The 15765-nt window shown below is 56.3% G+C and carries 15 protein-coding genes; all 15 read left to right on the top strand.

From position 1 onward, the window contains the following. The first annotated feature begins 38 nt into the window (after positions 1–38). Positions 39–1124, top strand: a complete 1086-nt coding sequence (serC, locus tag V3H56_RS08095; RefSeq protein WP_042728090.1) for a 3-phosphoserine/phosphohydroxythreonine transaminase — start codon at positions 39–41, stop codon at positions 1122–1124. Next, positions 1124–2218 carry a prephenate dehydratase gene (pheA, locus tag V3H56_RS08100; RefSeq protein WP_053146538.1) on the top strand — a complete coding sequence of 365 codons (1095 nt, stop codon included), beginning with the start codon at positions 1124–1126 and terminating at the stop codon, positions 2216–2218. The genes serC and pheA overlap by 1 nt, the downstream gene beginning before the upstream one ends. 13 nt (positions 2219–2231) lie before the next feature. Then, positions 2232–3344 (top strand): histidinol-phosphate transaminase, encoded by a 1113-nt coding sequence (gene hisC, locus V3H56_RS08105; protein ID WP_053147051.1) that lies wholly within the window; start codon positions 2232–2234, stop codon positions 3342–3344. Positions 3345–3372: 28 nt separating this feature from the next. Continuing rightward, a complete protein-coding gene (locus V3H56_RS08110) occupies positions 3373–5580 on the top strand; it encodes a bifunctional prephenate dehydrogenase/3-phosphoshikimate 1-carboxyvinyltransferase (RefSeq protein ID WP_338474776.1) in 2208 nt (735 codons plus the stop codon). Then, positions 5577–6266, top strand: a complete 690-nt coding sequence (gene cmk, locus V3H56_RS08115) for a (d)CMP kinase (RefSeq protein WP_047737581.1) — start codon at positions 5577–5579, stop codon at positions 6264–6266. Before V3H56_RS08110 ends, cmk begins: the two co-directional genes overlap by 4 nt. Positions 6267–6386: 120 nt before the next feature. Beyond that, on the top strand, positions 6387–8081 hold the full coding sequence (rpsA, locus tag V3H56_RS08120) for a 30S ribosomal protein S1 (RefSeq protein ID WP_042728079.1): 1695 nt from the start codon (positions 6387–6389) through the stop codon (positions 8079–8081). A gap of 200 nt (positions 8082–8281) precedes the next feature. After that, on the top strand, positions 8282–8560 hold the full coding sequence (locus V3H56_RS08125) for a hypothetical protein (RefSeq protein WP_212803532.1): 279 nt from the start codon (positions 8282–8284) through the stop codon (positions 8558–8560). Between the two features lie 144 nt (positions 8561–8704). Further along, the gene (gene ihfB, locus V3H56_RS08130; RefSeq protein ID WP_042728077.1) at positions 8705–8998 is read left to right on the top strand and encodes an integration host factor subunit beta; all 294 of its coding nucleotides are present in this window, start codon (positions 8705–8707) and stop codon (positions 8996–8998) included. A 24-nt stretch (positions 8999–9022) separates the two neighbouring features. Beyond that, complete coding sequence (locus tag V3H56_RS08135; RefSeq protein ID WP_042728076.1) at positions 9023–9262, top strand: LapA family protein; 240 nt, start codon at positions 9023–9025, stop codon at positions 9260–9262. A gap of 208 nt (positions 9263–9470) precedes the next feature. Next, positions 9471–10547, top strand: coding sequence for a dTDP-glucose 4,6-dehydratase (gene rfbB / locus V3H56_RS08140; protein ID WP_047737578.1), 1077 nt, complete (start codon positions 9471–9473; stop codon positions 10545–10547). Beyond that, the gene (gene rfbD / locus V3H56_RS08145) at positions 10544–11440 is read left to right on the top strand and encodes a dTDP-4-dehydrorhamnose reductase (RefSeq protein ID WP_047737575.1); all 897 of its coding nucleotides are present in this window, start codon (positions 10544–10546) and stop codon (positions 11438–11440) included. Before rfbB ends, rfbD begins: the two co-directional genes overlap by 4 nt. After that, entirely contained in the window at positions 11437–12315 is an 879-nt protein-coding gene (gene rfbA / locus V3H56_RS08150) for a glucose-1-phosphate thymidylyltransferase RfbA (protein ID WP_042728073.1), read from the top strand. Before rfbD ends, rfbA begins: the two co-directional genes overlap by 4 nt. Positions 12316–12477: 162 nt before the next feature. Beyond that, the gene (locus tag V3H56_RS08155; protein WP_047737572.1) at positions 12478–13545 is read left to right on the top strand and encodes a Wzz/FepE/Etk N-terminal domain-containing protein; all 1068 of its coding nucleotides are present in this window, start codon (positions 12478–12480) and stop codon (positions 13543–13545) included. A gap of 40 nt (positions 13546–13585) precedes the next feature. Further along, positions 13586–14581 carry a dTDP-4-dehydrorhamnose 3,5-epimerase gene (gene rfbC / locus V3H56_RS08160; RefSeq protein WP_047737568.1) on the top strand — a complete coding sequence of 332 codons (996 nt, stop codon included), beginning with the start codon at positions 13586–13588 and terminating at the stop codon, positions 14579–14581. A 57-nt stretch (positions 14582–14638) separates the two neighbouring features. Further along, complete coding sequence (locus tag V3H56_RS08165) at positions 14639–15760, top strand: DegT/DnrJ/EryC1/StrS family aminotransferase (RefSeq protein ID WP_042728070.1); 1122 nt, start codon at positions 14639–14641, stop codon at positions 15758–15760. Positions 15761–15765: the final 5 nt, after the last annotated feature.

Here is a 15765-nt window from a genome sequence, read left to right on the forward strand (position 1 = left end):
AAGATTTATGTGACCACCAGATCAGAGCGAGATTGGATGTGAGCAAGAGAGCCTATAACTTCTGTGCCGGCCCGGCGGCGCTTCCTGAAGCGGTCCTGAAGCGCGCCCAGGGTGAACTTCTCGACTGGCATGGCAAGGGCCTGTCCGTCATGGAAATGAGCCATCGCAGCGATGAGTTCGTGTCCATTGCCACCAAGGCCGAGCAGGACCTGCGTGATCTGCTGAACATCCCGTCCAACTATAAAGTGTTGTTCCTGCAAGGCGGCGCCAGCCAGCAGTTCGCCCAGATTCCGCTGAACCTGCTGCCGGAAAACGGCAAGGCCGACTACATCGACACCGGTATCTGGTCGCAAAAGGCCATCGAAGAAGCTTCGCGCTACGGCCACGTCAATGTTGCAGCTACCGCCAAGCCCTATGATTATTTCGCCATTCCCGGCCAGAACGAATGGAACCTGTCCAAGGACGCGGCCTACGTGCATTACGCGCCGAACGAAACCATCGGCGGCCTGGAATTCAACTGGATCCCGGAAACCGGCGACGTGCCGCTGGTCGCCGACATGTCCTCGGACATCCTCTCGCGCCCGGTGGACGTGTCCCGTTTCGGCATGATCTACGCCGGTGCCCAGAAGAACATCGGCCCGAGCGGCATCCTGGTCAGCATCATTCGCGAAGACCTGCTGGGCCGTGCCCGTTCCCTGTGCCCGACCATGCTCAACTACAAGGTCGCGGCGGACAACGGCTCGATGTACAACACGCCGCCGACCCTGGCCTGGTACCTGTCCGGCCTGGTGTTCGAATGGCTCAAGGAGCAGGGCGGTGTCGAAGCGATCGGCAAGCTCAACGAGGTGAAGCAGCGCACGCTGTATGAGTTCATCGATGCCAGCGGCCTGTACAGCAACCCGATCAACAAGACCGATCGTTCCTGGATGAACGTGCCGTTCCGCCTGGCCGACGACCGTCTCGACAAGCCGTTCCTGGCGGGTGCCGACGAGCGTGGCCTGTTGAACCTCAAGGGCCATCGCTCGGTGGGTGGCATGCGCGCGTCCATCTACAACGCCGTGGACATCAACGCCGTCAATGCGTTGGTGGCCTACATGGCAGAGTTCGAGAAGGAACATGGCTGATGTCTGAACAGGAACTCAAGGCGCTGCGCCTGCGCATCGACGCCCTGGACGAAAAGGTCCTGGAGCTGATCAGCGAGCGCGCGCGCTGCGCCCAGGAAGTCGCCCGGGTGAAAATGGCGTCGTTGGCGGAAGGCGAAGTGCCGGTGTTTTATCGTCCTGAGCGTGAAGCGCAGGTGCTCAAGCGGGTCATGGAACGCAACAAGGGCCCGTTGAGCAATGAAGAGATGGCGCGGCTGTTCCGCGAGGTGATGTCTTCGTGCCTGGCGCTTGAGCAGCCGCTGAAAGTCGCCTACCTGGGCCCCGAAGGCACCTTCACCCAGGCCGCGGCCCTGAAACACTTCGGCCACGCGGTGATCAGCAAGCCCATGGCGGCCATTGACGAAGTCTTCCGCGAAGTGGCGGCCGGCGCGGTGAATTTTGGCGTGGTGCCGGTGGAAAACTCCACCGAAGGCGCGGTCAACCACACGCTGGACAGCTTCCTCGAGCACGACATGGTGATCTGCGGCGAAGTCGAGCTGCGCATCCACCATCACCTGCTGGTCGGTGAAAACACCAAGACCGACAGTATCAGCCGGATCTATTCCCACGCCCAGTCGCTGGCCCAGTGCCGCAAATGGCTGGATGCTCATTACCCGAACGTCGAGCGCGTGGCGGTCTCCAGCAACGCCGAGGCGGCCAAGCGGGTCAAGGGCGAATGGAATTCGGCGGCGATTGCCGGCGATATGGCGGCCGGCCTCTACGGGTTGACTCGCCTGGCCGAGAAAATCGAGGATCGCCCGGATAACTCCACGCGGTTCCTGATGATCGGCAACCAGGAAGTGCCGCCGACCGGCGACGACAAGACATCGATCATCGTTTCCATGAGCAACAAGCCTGGTGCGCTCCATGAGCTGTTGGTGCCGTTCCATGACAATGGCATCGACCTGACCCGTATCGAGACGCGTCCGTCGCGCAGCGGTAAATGGACCTACGTGTTCTTCATCGATTTCGTCGGCCACCACCGCGATCCGCTGGTCAAAGGTGTGCTTGAGAAAATCAGTCAGGAAGCAGTGGCACTCAAGGTGCTGGGTTCCTACCCCAAGGCAGTTCTTTAAGGGCGGATAGCAAATGAGTGGCAACTTCCTCGCACTGGCGCAGCCAGGCGTGCAACAACTTTCGCCTTATGTTCCGGGCAAGCCTGTGGATGAGTTGGCCCGCGAGCTGGACCTGGACCCGGCCAGCATCGTCAAGCTGGCGAGCAACGAAAACCCGCTGGGCGCAAGTCCCAAGGCGCTGGCGGCGATCCGTGACGAGCTGGCCGAGCTGACCCGTTACCCCGATGGCAACGGCTTTGCCTTGAAAAGCCTGCTGGCCGAGCGCTGTGGCGTAGAGCTGAACCAGGTGACCCTGGGCAACGGCTCCAACGACATCCTCGAGCTGGTGGCCCGCGCCTACCTGGCGCCGGGCCTCAATGCGGTGTTCAGCGAACACGCGTTCGCGGTTTACCCGATCGCGACGCAAGCTGTCGGCGCCGACGCCCATGTGGTGCCGGCCAAGGCGTGGGGGCACGATCTGCCGGCGATGCTGGCGGCCATCGACGCCAACACCCGGGTGGTCTTCATCGCCAACCCGAACAACCCGACCGGCACCTGGTTCGATGCCCAGGCCCTGGATGACTTCCTGCAGGACGTGCCGGAGCATGTGCTGGTGGTGCTGGACGAGGCCTACATCGAGTACGCCGAAGGCAGCGACCTGCCTGATGGCCTGGATTTCCTGGCGGCCTATCCGAACCTGCTGGTTTCGCGCACGTTCTCCAAGGCCTATGGCCTGGCGTCGCTGCGGGTTGGCTACGGCTTGTCCACGGCCGTGGTGGCCGATGTGCTGAACCGCGTGCGCCAGCCGTTCAACGTCAACAGCTTCGCCCTGGCTGCGGCCTGTGCCGCGTTGCAGGACGAGGAATACCTGGCGCAGAGCCGTCGTCTCAATGAGGCCGGCATGCAGCAGCTCGAAGCCGGTTTCCGCGAGTTGGGCCTGGACTGGATCCCCTCGAAAGGCAATTTCATCTGCGTCGATCTCGGGCGTGTCGCCGCCCCGGTGTTCCAGGGGTTGTTGCGTGAGGGCGTGATCGTGCGTCCGGTGGCCAACTACGGCATGCCGAACCACTTGCGCATCACTATTGGGCTGCCGGCGGAGAACAGCCGTTTCCTGGAGGCGTTGAGCAAGGTCCTGGCTCGTGGTTGATGTCACTTCATTGCAACCTGCTGTTCCTATGATCGGGCGCCTGGTGGTGGTCGGCCTGGGGCTGATCGGTAGTTCGTTTGCCAAGGGATTGCGCGAAAGTGGGCTGTGCCGGGAGGTGGTCGGCGTCGACCTGGACCCGCAGTCACGCAAGCTGGCGGTCGAGTTGGGCGTGGTGGATCGCTGTGAAGACGACCTGACGGTCGCCTGCCAGGGCGCGGACGTGATTCAGTTGGCGGTGCCGATCCTGGCCATGGAAAAACTGCTGGCGCGCCTGGCGACCATGGACCTGGGGCGCGCCATCCTCACGGATGTCGGCAGTGCCAAGGGCAATGTCGTGCGGGCGGCCACCCTGGCGTTCGGCGGGATGCCGGGGCGCTTTGTGCCGGGGCATCCGATTGCCGGTTCCGAGCAGAGCGGGGTGGAAGCCTCCAACGCCGAGCTGTTTCGCCGGCACAAGGTGATCCTGACGCCGCTGGAGCAGACCGATCCGGCTGCGTTGGCGGTGGTGGACCGCCTCTGGCGCGAGCTGGGCGCCGACGTCGAGCATATGCAGGTCGAGCGCCACGATGAAGTCTTGGCCGCCACCAGCCATTTGCCGCACCTGCTGGCGTTCGGGTTGGTGGATTCATTGGCCAAACGCAATGAAAATCTTGAGATCTTCCGTTACGCTGCCGGCGGTTTCCGCGATTTCACGAGAATCGCCGGTAGCGACCCGGTCATGTGGCACGACATCTTCCTCGCCAACCGTGAAGCTGTCCTGCGCACACTCGATACATTTCGCAGCGATCTCGACGCCTTGCGCGACGCGGTCGATGCAGGGGACGGGCACCAATTGCTGGGCGTTTTCACACGCGCCAGGGTGGCCCGCGAGCATTTCAGTAAAATCCTGGCCCGTCGGGCCTATGTGGACGCTATGAACTCCAACGATCTGATTTTCCTGGCACAACCTGGTGGCTCCCTGAGTGGGCGTATTCGTGTACCGGGCGATAAATCGATTTCCCACCGCTCGATCATGCTCGGCTCCCTGGCCGAAGGCGTGACCGAGGTGGAAGGCTTCCTCGAAGGCGAAGACGCCCTGGCGACGCTTCAGGCGTTTCGCGACATGGGCGTGGTCATCGAAGGTCCGCACCACGGTCGCGTGACCATCCACGGTGTCGGGCTGCATGGCTTGAAGCCAGCGCCTGGGCCGATCTACCTGGGTAACTCCGGGACGTCGATGCGCCTGCTGTCCGGCCTGCTGGCCGCGCAGGATTTCGACAGCACGCTGACCGGCGACGCCTCGCTGTCCAAGCGGCCGATGAACCGTGTCGCCAACCCGTTGCGGGAAATGGGTGCGGTCATCGAGACGGCTGCCGAAGGTCGTCCACCGATGACCATCCGTGGCGGCAACAAGCTCAAGGGGCTGACCTACACCATGCCGATGGCCAGTGCGCAGGTGAAATCCTGTCTGCTGCTGGCTGGTCTCTACGCCGAAGGCAAGACCACCGTGACCGAGCCTGCGCCCACTCGTGATCACACCGAGCGCATGCTGCGTGGCTTCGGCTACCCGGTCACCGTCAACGGCGCAACTGCGTCGGTCGAGTCCGGCAGCAAGCTGACCGCGACTCACATCGAAGTCCCTGGCGATATCTCGTCGTCGGCATTCTTCCTGGTGGCCGCGTCCATCGCCGAGGGCTCCGAACTGGTGCTCGAACATGTGGGTATCAACCCGACCCGCACCGGCGTGATCGACATCCTGCGCCTGATGGGCGCCGACATCACCCTGGAGAACCAGCGTGAAGTGGGCGGTGAACCGGTGGCGGACCTTCGCGTAAGAGCGGCTAAACTCAAGGGTATCGAGATTCCGGAGGCTTTGGTTCCGCTGGCCATCGACGAGTTCCCGGTGCTGTTCGTGGCCGCTGCCTGTGCCGAAGGCCGCACAGTGCTGACCGGTGCTGAAGAGCTGCGGGTCAAGGAGTCGGATCGTATCCAGGTAATGGCCGACGGCCTGCTGGCCCTGGGCGTGAAGTGCCAACCGACACCGGACGGCATCATCATCGACGGCGGCCAGATCGGCGGCGGCGAAGTCCATGGTCACGGCGATCACCGCATTGCCATGGCCTTCAGCGTTGCATCGTTGCGCGCCAGCGCGCCGATTCGCATCCATGACTGCGCCAACGTCGCCACGTCGTTCCCGAATTTCCTGGCGCTGTGCGCACAGGTCGGCATTCGAGTAGCACAAGAGGCGCAGTCGTGATCATCAAGGCACCGGTCATCACCATCGATGGCCCGAGCGGTTCGGGCAAGGGCACCGTGGCCGGGATCCTGGCCAGGCAACTGGGCTGGAACCTGCTGGATTCGGGTGCCTTGTATCGCCTGCTGGCATTCGCCGCGGCGAACCATGGTGTCGACCTGACCAACGAGGAGTTGCTCAAGGCGTTGGCTGCGCACCTGGATGTCCAGTTCATCGCAGCCACCGATGGCCAGTTGCAGCGCATCATCCTGGAAGGCGATGAAGTCAGCGATGTCATTCGCACCGAAAGCGTGGGGGCCGGGGCTTCCCAGGTGGCTGCGCTGCCGGCGGTGCGCGAAGCGTTGCTGCAACGCCAGCGTGCTTTCCAGGAACTGCCAGGGTTGGTGGCCGACGGTCGTGACATGGGCACGGTGGTATTTCCTGAAGCGCCCTTGAAGATTTTCCTCACCGCCAGCGCGGAGGAGCGGGCTCGTCGTCGATATTTGCAGTTGAAGGGCAAAGGCGAGGATGTTAGTCTGTCGAGTCTGCTAGATGAGATCCGTGCACGCGACGAGCGTGACACCCAGCGCGCAGTGGCCCCGCTCAAGCCGGCGGCCGATGCGATACAGCTGGATTCCACGGAGTTGTCCATCGATCAGGTGTTGCAACGCATCATGAGCGAAATCGCACTGCGCGATCTCGCCGGGTGACCAGGAAGCTCTGCAGGGGACCAGTCATAGTCCTGCGGTGCTTCTTCTACATGAAACTAACCCACACCGTCTGGGGTGTGGAGCCGGGCGTATCCTTCGCCCCAATCATCAGGAATTAAAATGAGCGAAAGCTTTGCGGAACTCTTTGAAGAAAGCCTAAAAACCCTGAACCTTCAGGCTGGCTCCATCATCACCGGTGTTATCGTCGATATCGATTACCAGGCTCGCTGGGTAACCGTTCACGCTGGTCTGAAGTCTGAAGCACTCATCCCGCTTGAGCAGTTCTACAACGACGCTGGCGAACTGAACATCAACGTCGGTGACGAAGTTCACGTTGCGCTGGACTCGGTTGAAGACGGCTTTGGTGAAACCAAGCTGTCCCGTGAAAAAGCCAAGCGTGCTGAATGCTGGATCGTTCTGGAAGCGGCTTTCGCAGCTGAGGAAGTGGTCAAGGGCGTTATCAACGGTAAGGTTAAAGGCGGCTTCACTGTCGACGTTAACGGCATCCGTGCGTTCCTGCCAGGTTCCCTGGTTGACGTCCGTCCAGTGCGCGACACCACGCACCTGGAAGGCAAAGAGCTGGAATTCAAGGTCATCAAGCTGGACCAGAAGCGCAACAACGTTGTCGTTTCCCGTCGCAGCGTCCTGGAAGCCGAGAACTCCGCCGAGCGTGAAGCTCTGCTGGAATCGCTGCAGGAAGGCCAGCAGGTCAAGGGTATCGTCAAGAACCTCACCGACTACGGCGCATTCGTGGATCTGGGCGGCGTCGATGGCCTGCTGCACATCACCGACATGGCCTGGAAGCGTATCAAGCATCCTTCGGAAATCGTCAACGTTGGCGACGAGATCGATGTCAAGGTTCTGAAGTACGATCGCGAGCGCAATCGTGTTTCCCTGGGCCTGAAGCAACTGGGTGAAGACCCATGGGTTGCTATCAAAGCCCGTTACCCAGAAGGCACCCGCGTCACCGCTCGTGTTACCAACCTCACCGACTACGGCTGCTTCGCTGAGCTGGAAGAAGGCGTTGAAGGCCTGGTACACGTTTCCGAAATGGACTGGACCAACAAGAACATCCACCCTTCGAAAGTCGTACAAGTCGGCGACGAAGTGGAAGTCATGGTTCTGGACATCGACGAAGAGCGTCGTCGTATCTCCCTCGGCATCAAGCAGTGCAAGTCCAACCCATGGGAAGACTTCTCTGGCCAGTTCAACAAGGGCGATAAAATCTCCGGCACCATCAAGTCGATCACCGATTTCGGTATCTTCATTGGTCTGGACGGCGGCATCGACGGCCTGGTTCACCTGTCCGACATTTCCTGGAACGAAGTGGGCGAAGAAGCCGTACGCCGTTTCAAGAAGGGCGACGAGCTGGACACTGTTATCCTGTCGGTTGACCCAGAGCGCGAGCGCATCTCCCTGGGTATCAAGCAACTGGAAAGCGATCCGTTCTCCGAGTACGTTCAAGAGAACGACAAAGGCGCAATCGTTAAGGGCATCGTGAAAGAAGTTGACGCCAAAGGCGCCATCATCACTCTGGCCGACGATATCGAAGCGACTCTGAAAGCCTCCGAAATCAGCCGTGACCGCGTTGAAGACGCGCGCAACGTCCTGAAGGAAGGCGAAGAAGTAGAAGCCAAGATCATCAGCGTTGACCGCAAGAGCCGCGTAATCCAGCTCTCGATCAAGTCGAAAGACGTTGAAGACGAGAAAGAAGCTATCCAAAGCCTGCGCGACAAGCCAGCTTCGGACAGCGTCGCTGCTGGTCCTACCACTCTGGGCGACCTGCTGCGTGCACAAATGGAAAAACAGAACTGAGTTCTGTCAGACCATAGAAAAAGGGCGACTTCGGTCGCCCTTTTTTGTGGCCGCGATTTGCCTTGGTTTCTTAAGGAGCCGGGGTTTCACGTTGGCCATGAAACCTATCCCTTAATAAAACTGTCTCTTTTGTTATGCAGATCAATCATCTATATAACGACTAAGGGTTGCCTTGAGGTGCTGGGGTGATAGGGATTTGAATGAACAGACTCTTTCTCGTGCTGTTGGTTGCGGCCCTGGCAGGTTGCTCTACCAGTGCAAAGACGCATGCCGTGCGTGGTGTCAGTGGTATCGAGGTCGACTGCTCGGGGTTGGGTTCGGGCTGGGAAAAGTGCCAGAAGCGGGCAGCGAAGGAATGCAAGGGGGCGGGCTACAAGGTGATTACCCGATCCGATGACGCCAGGGACGACGACCAATATCCCTTCGGCTTCAATCCGGCAGGCTACCTGACTCGCACGATGCTGGTCATGTGTCGTTAGCGCCTGAAATGACGCCCATCTGCCCAAAAAAGGGGCAGGCTGAGCTTGTAGGCGATATGTCAATACTTGGGCTGTTCAAAATCCTCCGGGCATGCTAAAACCTTTGAAGCGCTGATCTAGCTGCTTGAAAAAGAAGGGAAAAATATGACGAAGTCGGAGTTGATCGAACGAATTGTCACCCATCAAGGGCTACTCTCATCCAAGGATGTAGAGCTGGCCATCAAGACAATGCTTGAACAAATGTCCCAATGCCTGGCGACTGGAGATCGTATCGAGATCCGTGGCTTCGGCAGCTTTTCCCTGCATTACCGCGCTCCTCGGGTGGGTCGCAACCCCAAGACCGGTCAGTCCGTCAGTCTCGACGGTAAATTCGTCCCTCATTTCAAGCCGGGCAAGGAGCTCAGGGATCGTGTCAACGAAGAGGAGGAGGCGGATTGAAGGCTACTAACCAAGGGGCAGGCCATGCGTAATCTAAAGCGTGTTGTCCTTGCCGTATTCCTGCTGCTGGTGATTCTGATTGTCCTGGCGTTCGTGCTGGAAAATCAGCAATCGGTTTCCTTGCTATTCTTGGGTTGGAGCGGGCCTGAGCTACCTGTCTCTGTCATCATCGTTCTTGCACTGTTGATGGGCATGTTAATTGGCCCATTATTGGGATGGCTTGTCACTCGTCTGATGCGATCTTCGCGAAAGCAGCTTATTTAACAAAAAAATAGGAAGGTTCCTACAGACAGCTCAGGAGTTGTCGGTCTATATCCATTAGTAAATCATTTATTTACCTGTAAAATGCACCGCTTGACCGCAACATGGCACATGTATGCGCCAGTCGGGGTAACGAGGCCTAGGCTTCGTATTCAAGGATTAGACAGCGCTCGGTTGGCAGCCCTGTCGTCAACTCAAGGTACGGTTTCGCGTGAAAATTCTAGTCACCGGCGGCGCAGGGTTCATCGGTTCGGCCGTCATTCGGCATATCATTTCCGACACGGCTGACTCTGTCGTGAATGTCGACAAGCTGACGTATGCCGGCAATCTCGAGTCCCTGATTGATGTGTGCCAGAGTCCTCGCTATGCATTCGAGCATGTCGATATCTGCGATCGTGCAGCCATTGACCGGGTCTTGAGAGAGCATCAACCGGATGCCATCATGCACCTGGCTGCTGAGTCCCATGTGGATCGCTCCATTTCCGGGCCCTCGGAATTTATCCAGACCAACATTATCGGCACCTATGTCTTATTGGAAGCGGCGCGCCATTATTGGGCCACTTTAGATGAGGCGCGCAAGCCCGGCTTTCGTTTTCATCATATTTCCACAGACGAAGTGTACGGCGATCTTGAAGGCCCCGAAGAGTTGTTCACCGAAACGACACCTTATCAACCCAGCTCTCCGTATTCGGCCAGCAAGGCAAGCTCCGATCACTTGGTACGCGCATGGGCCCGTACTTACGGTTTACCGACGCTGGTCACCAATTGTTCGAACAATTACGGCCCATACCATTTCCCCGAAAAATTGATTCCTCTGATCATCCTCAATGCACTTGAGGGGAAGCCGCTGCCCGTATATGGCAAAGGCGACCAGGTTCGGGATTGGCTTTATGTGGAAGACCACGCTCGGGCCCTCTACAAGGTCGTGACCGAGGGTGTCGTCGGCCAGACGTACAACATCGGCGGCCATAACGAGAAACAGAACATTGAGGTCGTGCGCACCCTTTGCGCCTTGCTGGATGAGTTGCGTCCGGGCTCGCCTTACTGTCCCCATGCAGAATTGATCAGCTACGTTCAGGATCGCCCTGGCCACGATCAGCGTTACGCCATCGATGCGAGTAAAATTCAACGGGAGTTGGGCTGGGTGCCTGAGGAAACGTTTGAAAGTGGCATTCGCAAGACTGTGGAGTGGTACCTGAACAACACCGAGTGGGTGGCGCATGTAAAGAGCGGAAGCTATCAGCAATGGATTGACCAGCACTACAACGATCCTTCGAGTGAATCATGAAGATCCTTCTGCTTGGGAAAAACGGGCAGGTAGGCTGGGAGCTTCAACGTTCACTTGCGCCACTGGGAGATGTGATTGCACTGGATCGTCAAACAGTGGATGGGCTTTGTGGTGATTTGACCGATGTTGAGGCTCTGCGCGAGACGATTCGGCAAGTCAGCCCGGACATCATCGTTAACGCAGCCGCTTACACGGCTGTGGACAAGGCTGAGCACGACGAACCTGAGCTGGCTGATCGTATAAATGGCGACGCCTGTCGGATAATGGCACAGGAAGCTGCATCGTTGGATGCCTGGCTTATTCACTATTCCACGGATTATGTCTTCAATGGCCAAGGGAGCAGGCCTTGGCAGGAAACAGATCCCACGGCACCGGTCAACCACTACGGTGCCAGTAAGCTGGCCGGCGAGCAGGTGATTATCGCATCTGGTTGCAACTACCTGATATTGCGTACGAGTTGGGTATATGGTGCTCGCGGTAATAACTTTGCCAAGACCATGTTACGTCTGGCGAAAGAACGCGAAACATTAAACGTCATTGCCGATCAAATTGGCGCGCCAACTGGGGCGGATCTCATTGCTGATGTCACTGCCCTGGTGATTCGGCGACTGGATGAAGGGGCGGGCTCTAGCGGCATTTATCATTTGGCCGCGAGTGGAGAGGTTTCCTGGCACGGCTACGCCAGTCACGTCATCGATTTCGCCCGTAGCCATGGCGAGCCGTTGATGGTAAGCGCAGTAAATCCCATCGAAACCAATGCTTATCCAACCCCGGCAAAACGCCCGCTGAACTCACGCTTGAATACCCAGAAACTGCGCGATCAATTTTCACTGCATCTGCCGGATTGGCAGAGCGGCGTCACCCGAATGCTTAGGGAAGTAATGAATAAATGACAACAACAAACCGTAAAGGGATCATTCTCGCTGGTGGATCGGGCACTCGGTTGCACCCATTGACGCTCGGTGTATCGAAACAGATGTTGCCGATCTACGATAAGCCGATGATTTTTTATCCGCTTTCAGTGCTGATGCTTGCGGGGATGCGGGAGATCTTGATTATTTCCACCCCCGAAGACCTGCCTTGTTTCAAGAAGCTGCTGGGTGATGGCAGCCTTTACGGTATTCAATTGACCTACGCCGAGCAGCCAAGTCCCGATGGCCTGGCCCAGGCGTTCATTATTGGTGAAGCGTTCATCGGTAACGATCCTTGCTGCCTGATTTTGGGTGACAACATTTTTTACGGGCAACACTTTTCGGATAATTTGCGTTCGGCCACCCATCAAAAGGAAGGCGCAACGGTATTTGGTTATCACGTGTCTGATCCGGAGCGTTTTGGGGTAGTGGAGTTCGATGACTCGGGACGTGCCCTCAGCATCGAAGAGAAACCCGTCGCTCCCAAGTCAAATTACGCCGTCACTGGTCTTTATTTTTACGATAATGATGTGGTTGGCATAGCAAAGAGCATAAAGCCTTCTGCCCGCGGTGAGTTGGAAATCACCGACGTCAATCGTGTCTACCTGGAGCGCAAGAAACTCCGTGTGGAAATGCTCGGCCGCGGTTTTGCATGGCTTGACACAGGGACCCATGATTCTCTTCTGGAGGCCAGCCATTTCGTTCATACCATTGAGCAACGACAGGGCCTTAAAGTAGCTTGCCTGGAGGAGATAGCTTTTACCAATGGCTGGATAAACAGAGCGCAATTGGCTGAGCAGGCTGAACGCCTTAAAAAGACCGGATACGGCCACTATCTTTCCAAGCTTTTGAGTTAATCGATACCCATCCGCACCAGGATTTGTTTCCTGTTGCTTAATAGATCTTAAGTAGCACATCGACGTAGCGACTGCTTAATGACAGTCGCTGTGGAATGGGCAGAAAACTCAAACTCGCTCTCAACAGCGTGCTGAAGTAGATTAAAACAAGGCTTAAAGACTATGCAAAGTGATACTGCGAATAATCAATACGCCAATGAATTTGATGCCTTCCAGATCGCGCGAGCGTTATGGAGCCAGGTGTGGGTCATTATCAGCGTAACCGCTATTGCCGTTGTCCTGGGGCTGATGTATGCGTTTTTCAGCGAGCGAGTCTTTGAAGCCCGCGCCTATCTGGTGCCTCCGACCCAAAGTGATATTGCCGAGTTAAATGCAGGGCGTACCAGGGAATTCGAGCTTGAGCCCTATACCATTGAGCAGGTATATCGTTTATTTGTGCGAAATCTACTCTCCGAGACACTGCGCCAGGAGTTTTTTGAAAGTACGTACCTTCCATCGCTGAGTGAAGATGAAAAAAAACGCTCGCAGGATGCGTTGTACGCCGAGTTCCTGAAGAAACTGAAGGTGACTCCGGTTACGGCTGATGAGGTGGGTCGCTACTCCGTGATTGCCCAGACGGGTAATGCAGAACAGTCAGTGGACTGGGTCAAGAAATATATCAAGCATGCAGAGTTACAAGCAGTCAGCGAAATCACCAAGAACGTTTCATATGAAGCCAAGGTCCGTGCCCAGAATATGGGGCGGGAGATAGATGCAAAGCGTGAAACAGGTGAGGCCATGCGTGCGGATACGTTGGTCAAATTACGAGCGGCGCTAGGTGTCGCTGAGGCGGTTGGCGTGCAGAAACCTACGATGATATTCGATGGTACCCCGAACGCGGCAACCACGAACATGACAGGGGAAATGAGCTTCTTGAGAGGCGTCGAGGCGCTTAAGGCTGAAATAAAAAGCATGGAGGACAGGTCTTCCAATGACGCATTCCTGTCCGGCTTGAGGGACCTTCAAGCCAAGAAGAGCTTTTTTGAAAAGCTGGCAGTCACCCCCCTGAAAATCGATATGTACCGCTATGACGGCAATGTTGAAGTGCCACAAGAGGCTATCAAGCCGAAAAGAACACTTGTTGTGTTGCTGGCATTGGTCCTCGGCCTGATGCTGGGTGTCTTGGCAGCGCTTTCGGTCCATCACCTGGGCGGGAAGTCGGCAAAAAAATCTCCAGGTTATCAAGTCTGAACCCTATTTTGATGTGCCCAGTTGGTTAAGGAAACACTCCATGAAATTGCTAAAAACCGATTTGCAGGACGTAGTGATTATAGAACCGACGGTTTTTAGGGATGATCGGGGCTGGTTTTTTGAAAGTTTTAATGAGCCGCGCTTTCACGACGAGCTCTCAAAGTTAGGTTTGCCCATACCCAGAAGCTTTATTCAAGACAACCATTCCTCCTCGCAAAAGGGCGTTCTTCGTGGCTTGCATTATCAGCTCGCACCCCACGCTCAGGGTAAGTTGGTCAGAGTTGTCTCGGGATCGGCCTATGACGTTGCTGTCGATATTCGCAAGGGGTCGCCCACCTATGGGAAATGGGTGGGTGCCGAGCTAAGCGCAGAAAACCATCGCATGCTGTGGATTCCTGAAGGATTCGCACACGGCTTTGTAGCGTTGGAAGATAACACGCACTTTTTATACAAGACCACGGATGTCTACAGTAAAGAACTTGAGCGCAGCATCAAGTGGGACGACCCTGATTTAGGCATCGACTGGCCTGCTGGGGCTGATTTTATTATCAGTGAAAAAGACAGGCAGGCGAGCCCGTTGAAAGACGCTGATCTTCCAAGTCTGTATACCCCCGGCAGTACTCAAGCGCTGACGCTGGACATCATTGGGGATAGCCGAGGGAGTCTGATCGCCTTGGAAAAGTCGAGTCAGATACCATTTGAGTTTAGACGCGTCTATTATATTTTTGGCACGCAACCTGAGGTCAGCCGAGGGTTTCATGCGCACAAAGATCTTCGTCAACTGGCCGTGTGTGTTTCGGGCAAGTGCCGGATGTTGATGGATAACGGCGTGACGAAGGAAGAGATCTGGTTGGACTCGCCGACAAAAGGTGTTCTGATCAATAATCTTGTCTGGCGGGAAATGCATGATTTTAGCCCGGACTGTGTGTTGGTCGTATTCGCCAGCCATGAATATGACGAAAAAGACTATATTCGAAATTACAAAGAATTTACCAATTTAGTAGCCGCCGCTGCCGTATCCAATGAGGCTGTTTGATCCCGGCTTGCTCTTGAAGCCAGCTGATTTGATCTACACGCAAAGAACAGGTGTTTAATGATTGAGTTTCTAAGTTTGAAAGATGTAAACGCGGCCTACGCTTCCGAACTCAAAGCTGCCTGTGCGCGAGTCATCGATTCTGGCTGGTATATTCAAGGAAAAGAGCTGGAGGCCTTCGAGAGTGATTTTGCGAAGGCGTGTGGCGTGCAATTTTGTCTTGGCGTAGCGAATGGGCTGGACGCGCTGACGCTAACCTTGAGAGCGTGGAAGCTCCTCGGCAGGTTGACCGAAGGCGATGAAGTGATCGTCCCTGCCAACACTTATATAGCGAGTGTCCTGGCCATTACCGAAAATGGCTTGACCCCTGTGCTCGTTGAGCCTGATGAAACCTTGAACATTTCGCCGGCGTTGATAGAGTCTTCTATCGGCCCCAAAACCAAGGCAATTATTCCCGTTCATCTTTATGGTCGCTTGGCTGATATGCCAAGTATCATGAGTATCGCAAAAAAGCATAATCTTTTGGTTTTGGAGGACTCCGCACAGGCGCACGGTGCGAGTATTGACGCAAAAGTGGCCGGTAGTTGGGGCGATGCAGCCGGATTCAGCTTCTATCCAGGGAAAAATCTCGGCGCACTGGGTGATGCTGGGGCGATTACCACGAATGACCCGGAACTGGCTACAGTACTAAAAGCACTACGCAATTATGGCTCTCACGAGAAATACAAGAATATCTACCAAGGTGTCAACAGCCGGCTTGATGAAATACAAGCCGCAATGTTGAGCGTTAAATTAAAATATCTGTCGACTGATATTCAAAGTCGCAGAAAGATTGCGCGTGCGTACAGTGACGGTATCCGTAATGCTGCGATCCGTCTGCCCATCCAGGAAAATGTGTCTCCCTTGGATTTTGAAGGCCATGTCTGGCATCTTTATGTTGTTCGCTGCCAGCACCGTGATGCTTTGCAGAAGCACTTGGCTGCATCAGGTATCCAGACATTGATACATTATCCAATACCTCCGCATAAACAGCTTGCTTACAAAAACTGGAATAGCCAGTCGTTCCCGTTAACCGAGAGGATACACGACGAGGTACTCAGCCTTCCGATTGGTCCCACCATGACCCTCGAAGACGCGAGCGCTGTGATTGATGCCTGCAATAGTTTTAATGGCCTTGGTTGAAGGCT

The organism is Pseudomonas sp. MS646, assembly GCF_036693845.1.
Classification (GTDB): domain Bacteria; phylum Pseudomonadota; class Gammaproteobacteria; order Pseudomonadales; family Pseudomonadaceae; genus Aquipseudomonas; species Aquipseudomonas chlororaphis_E.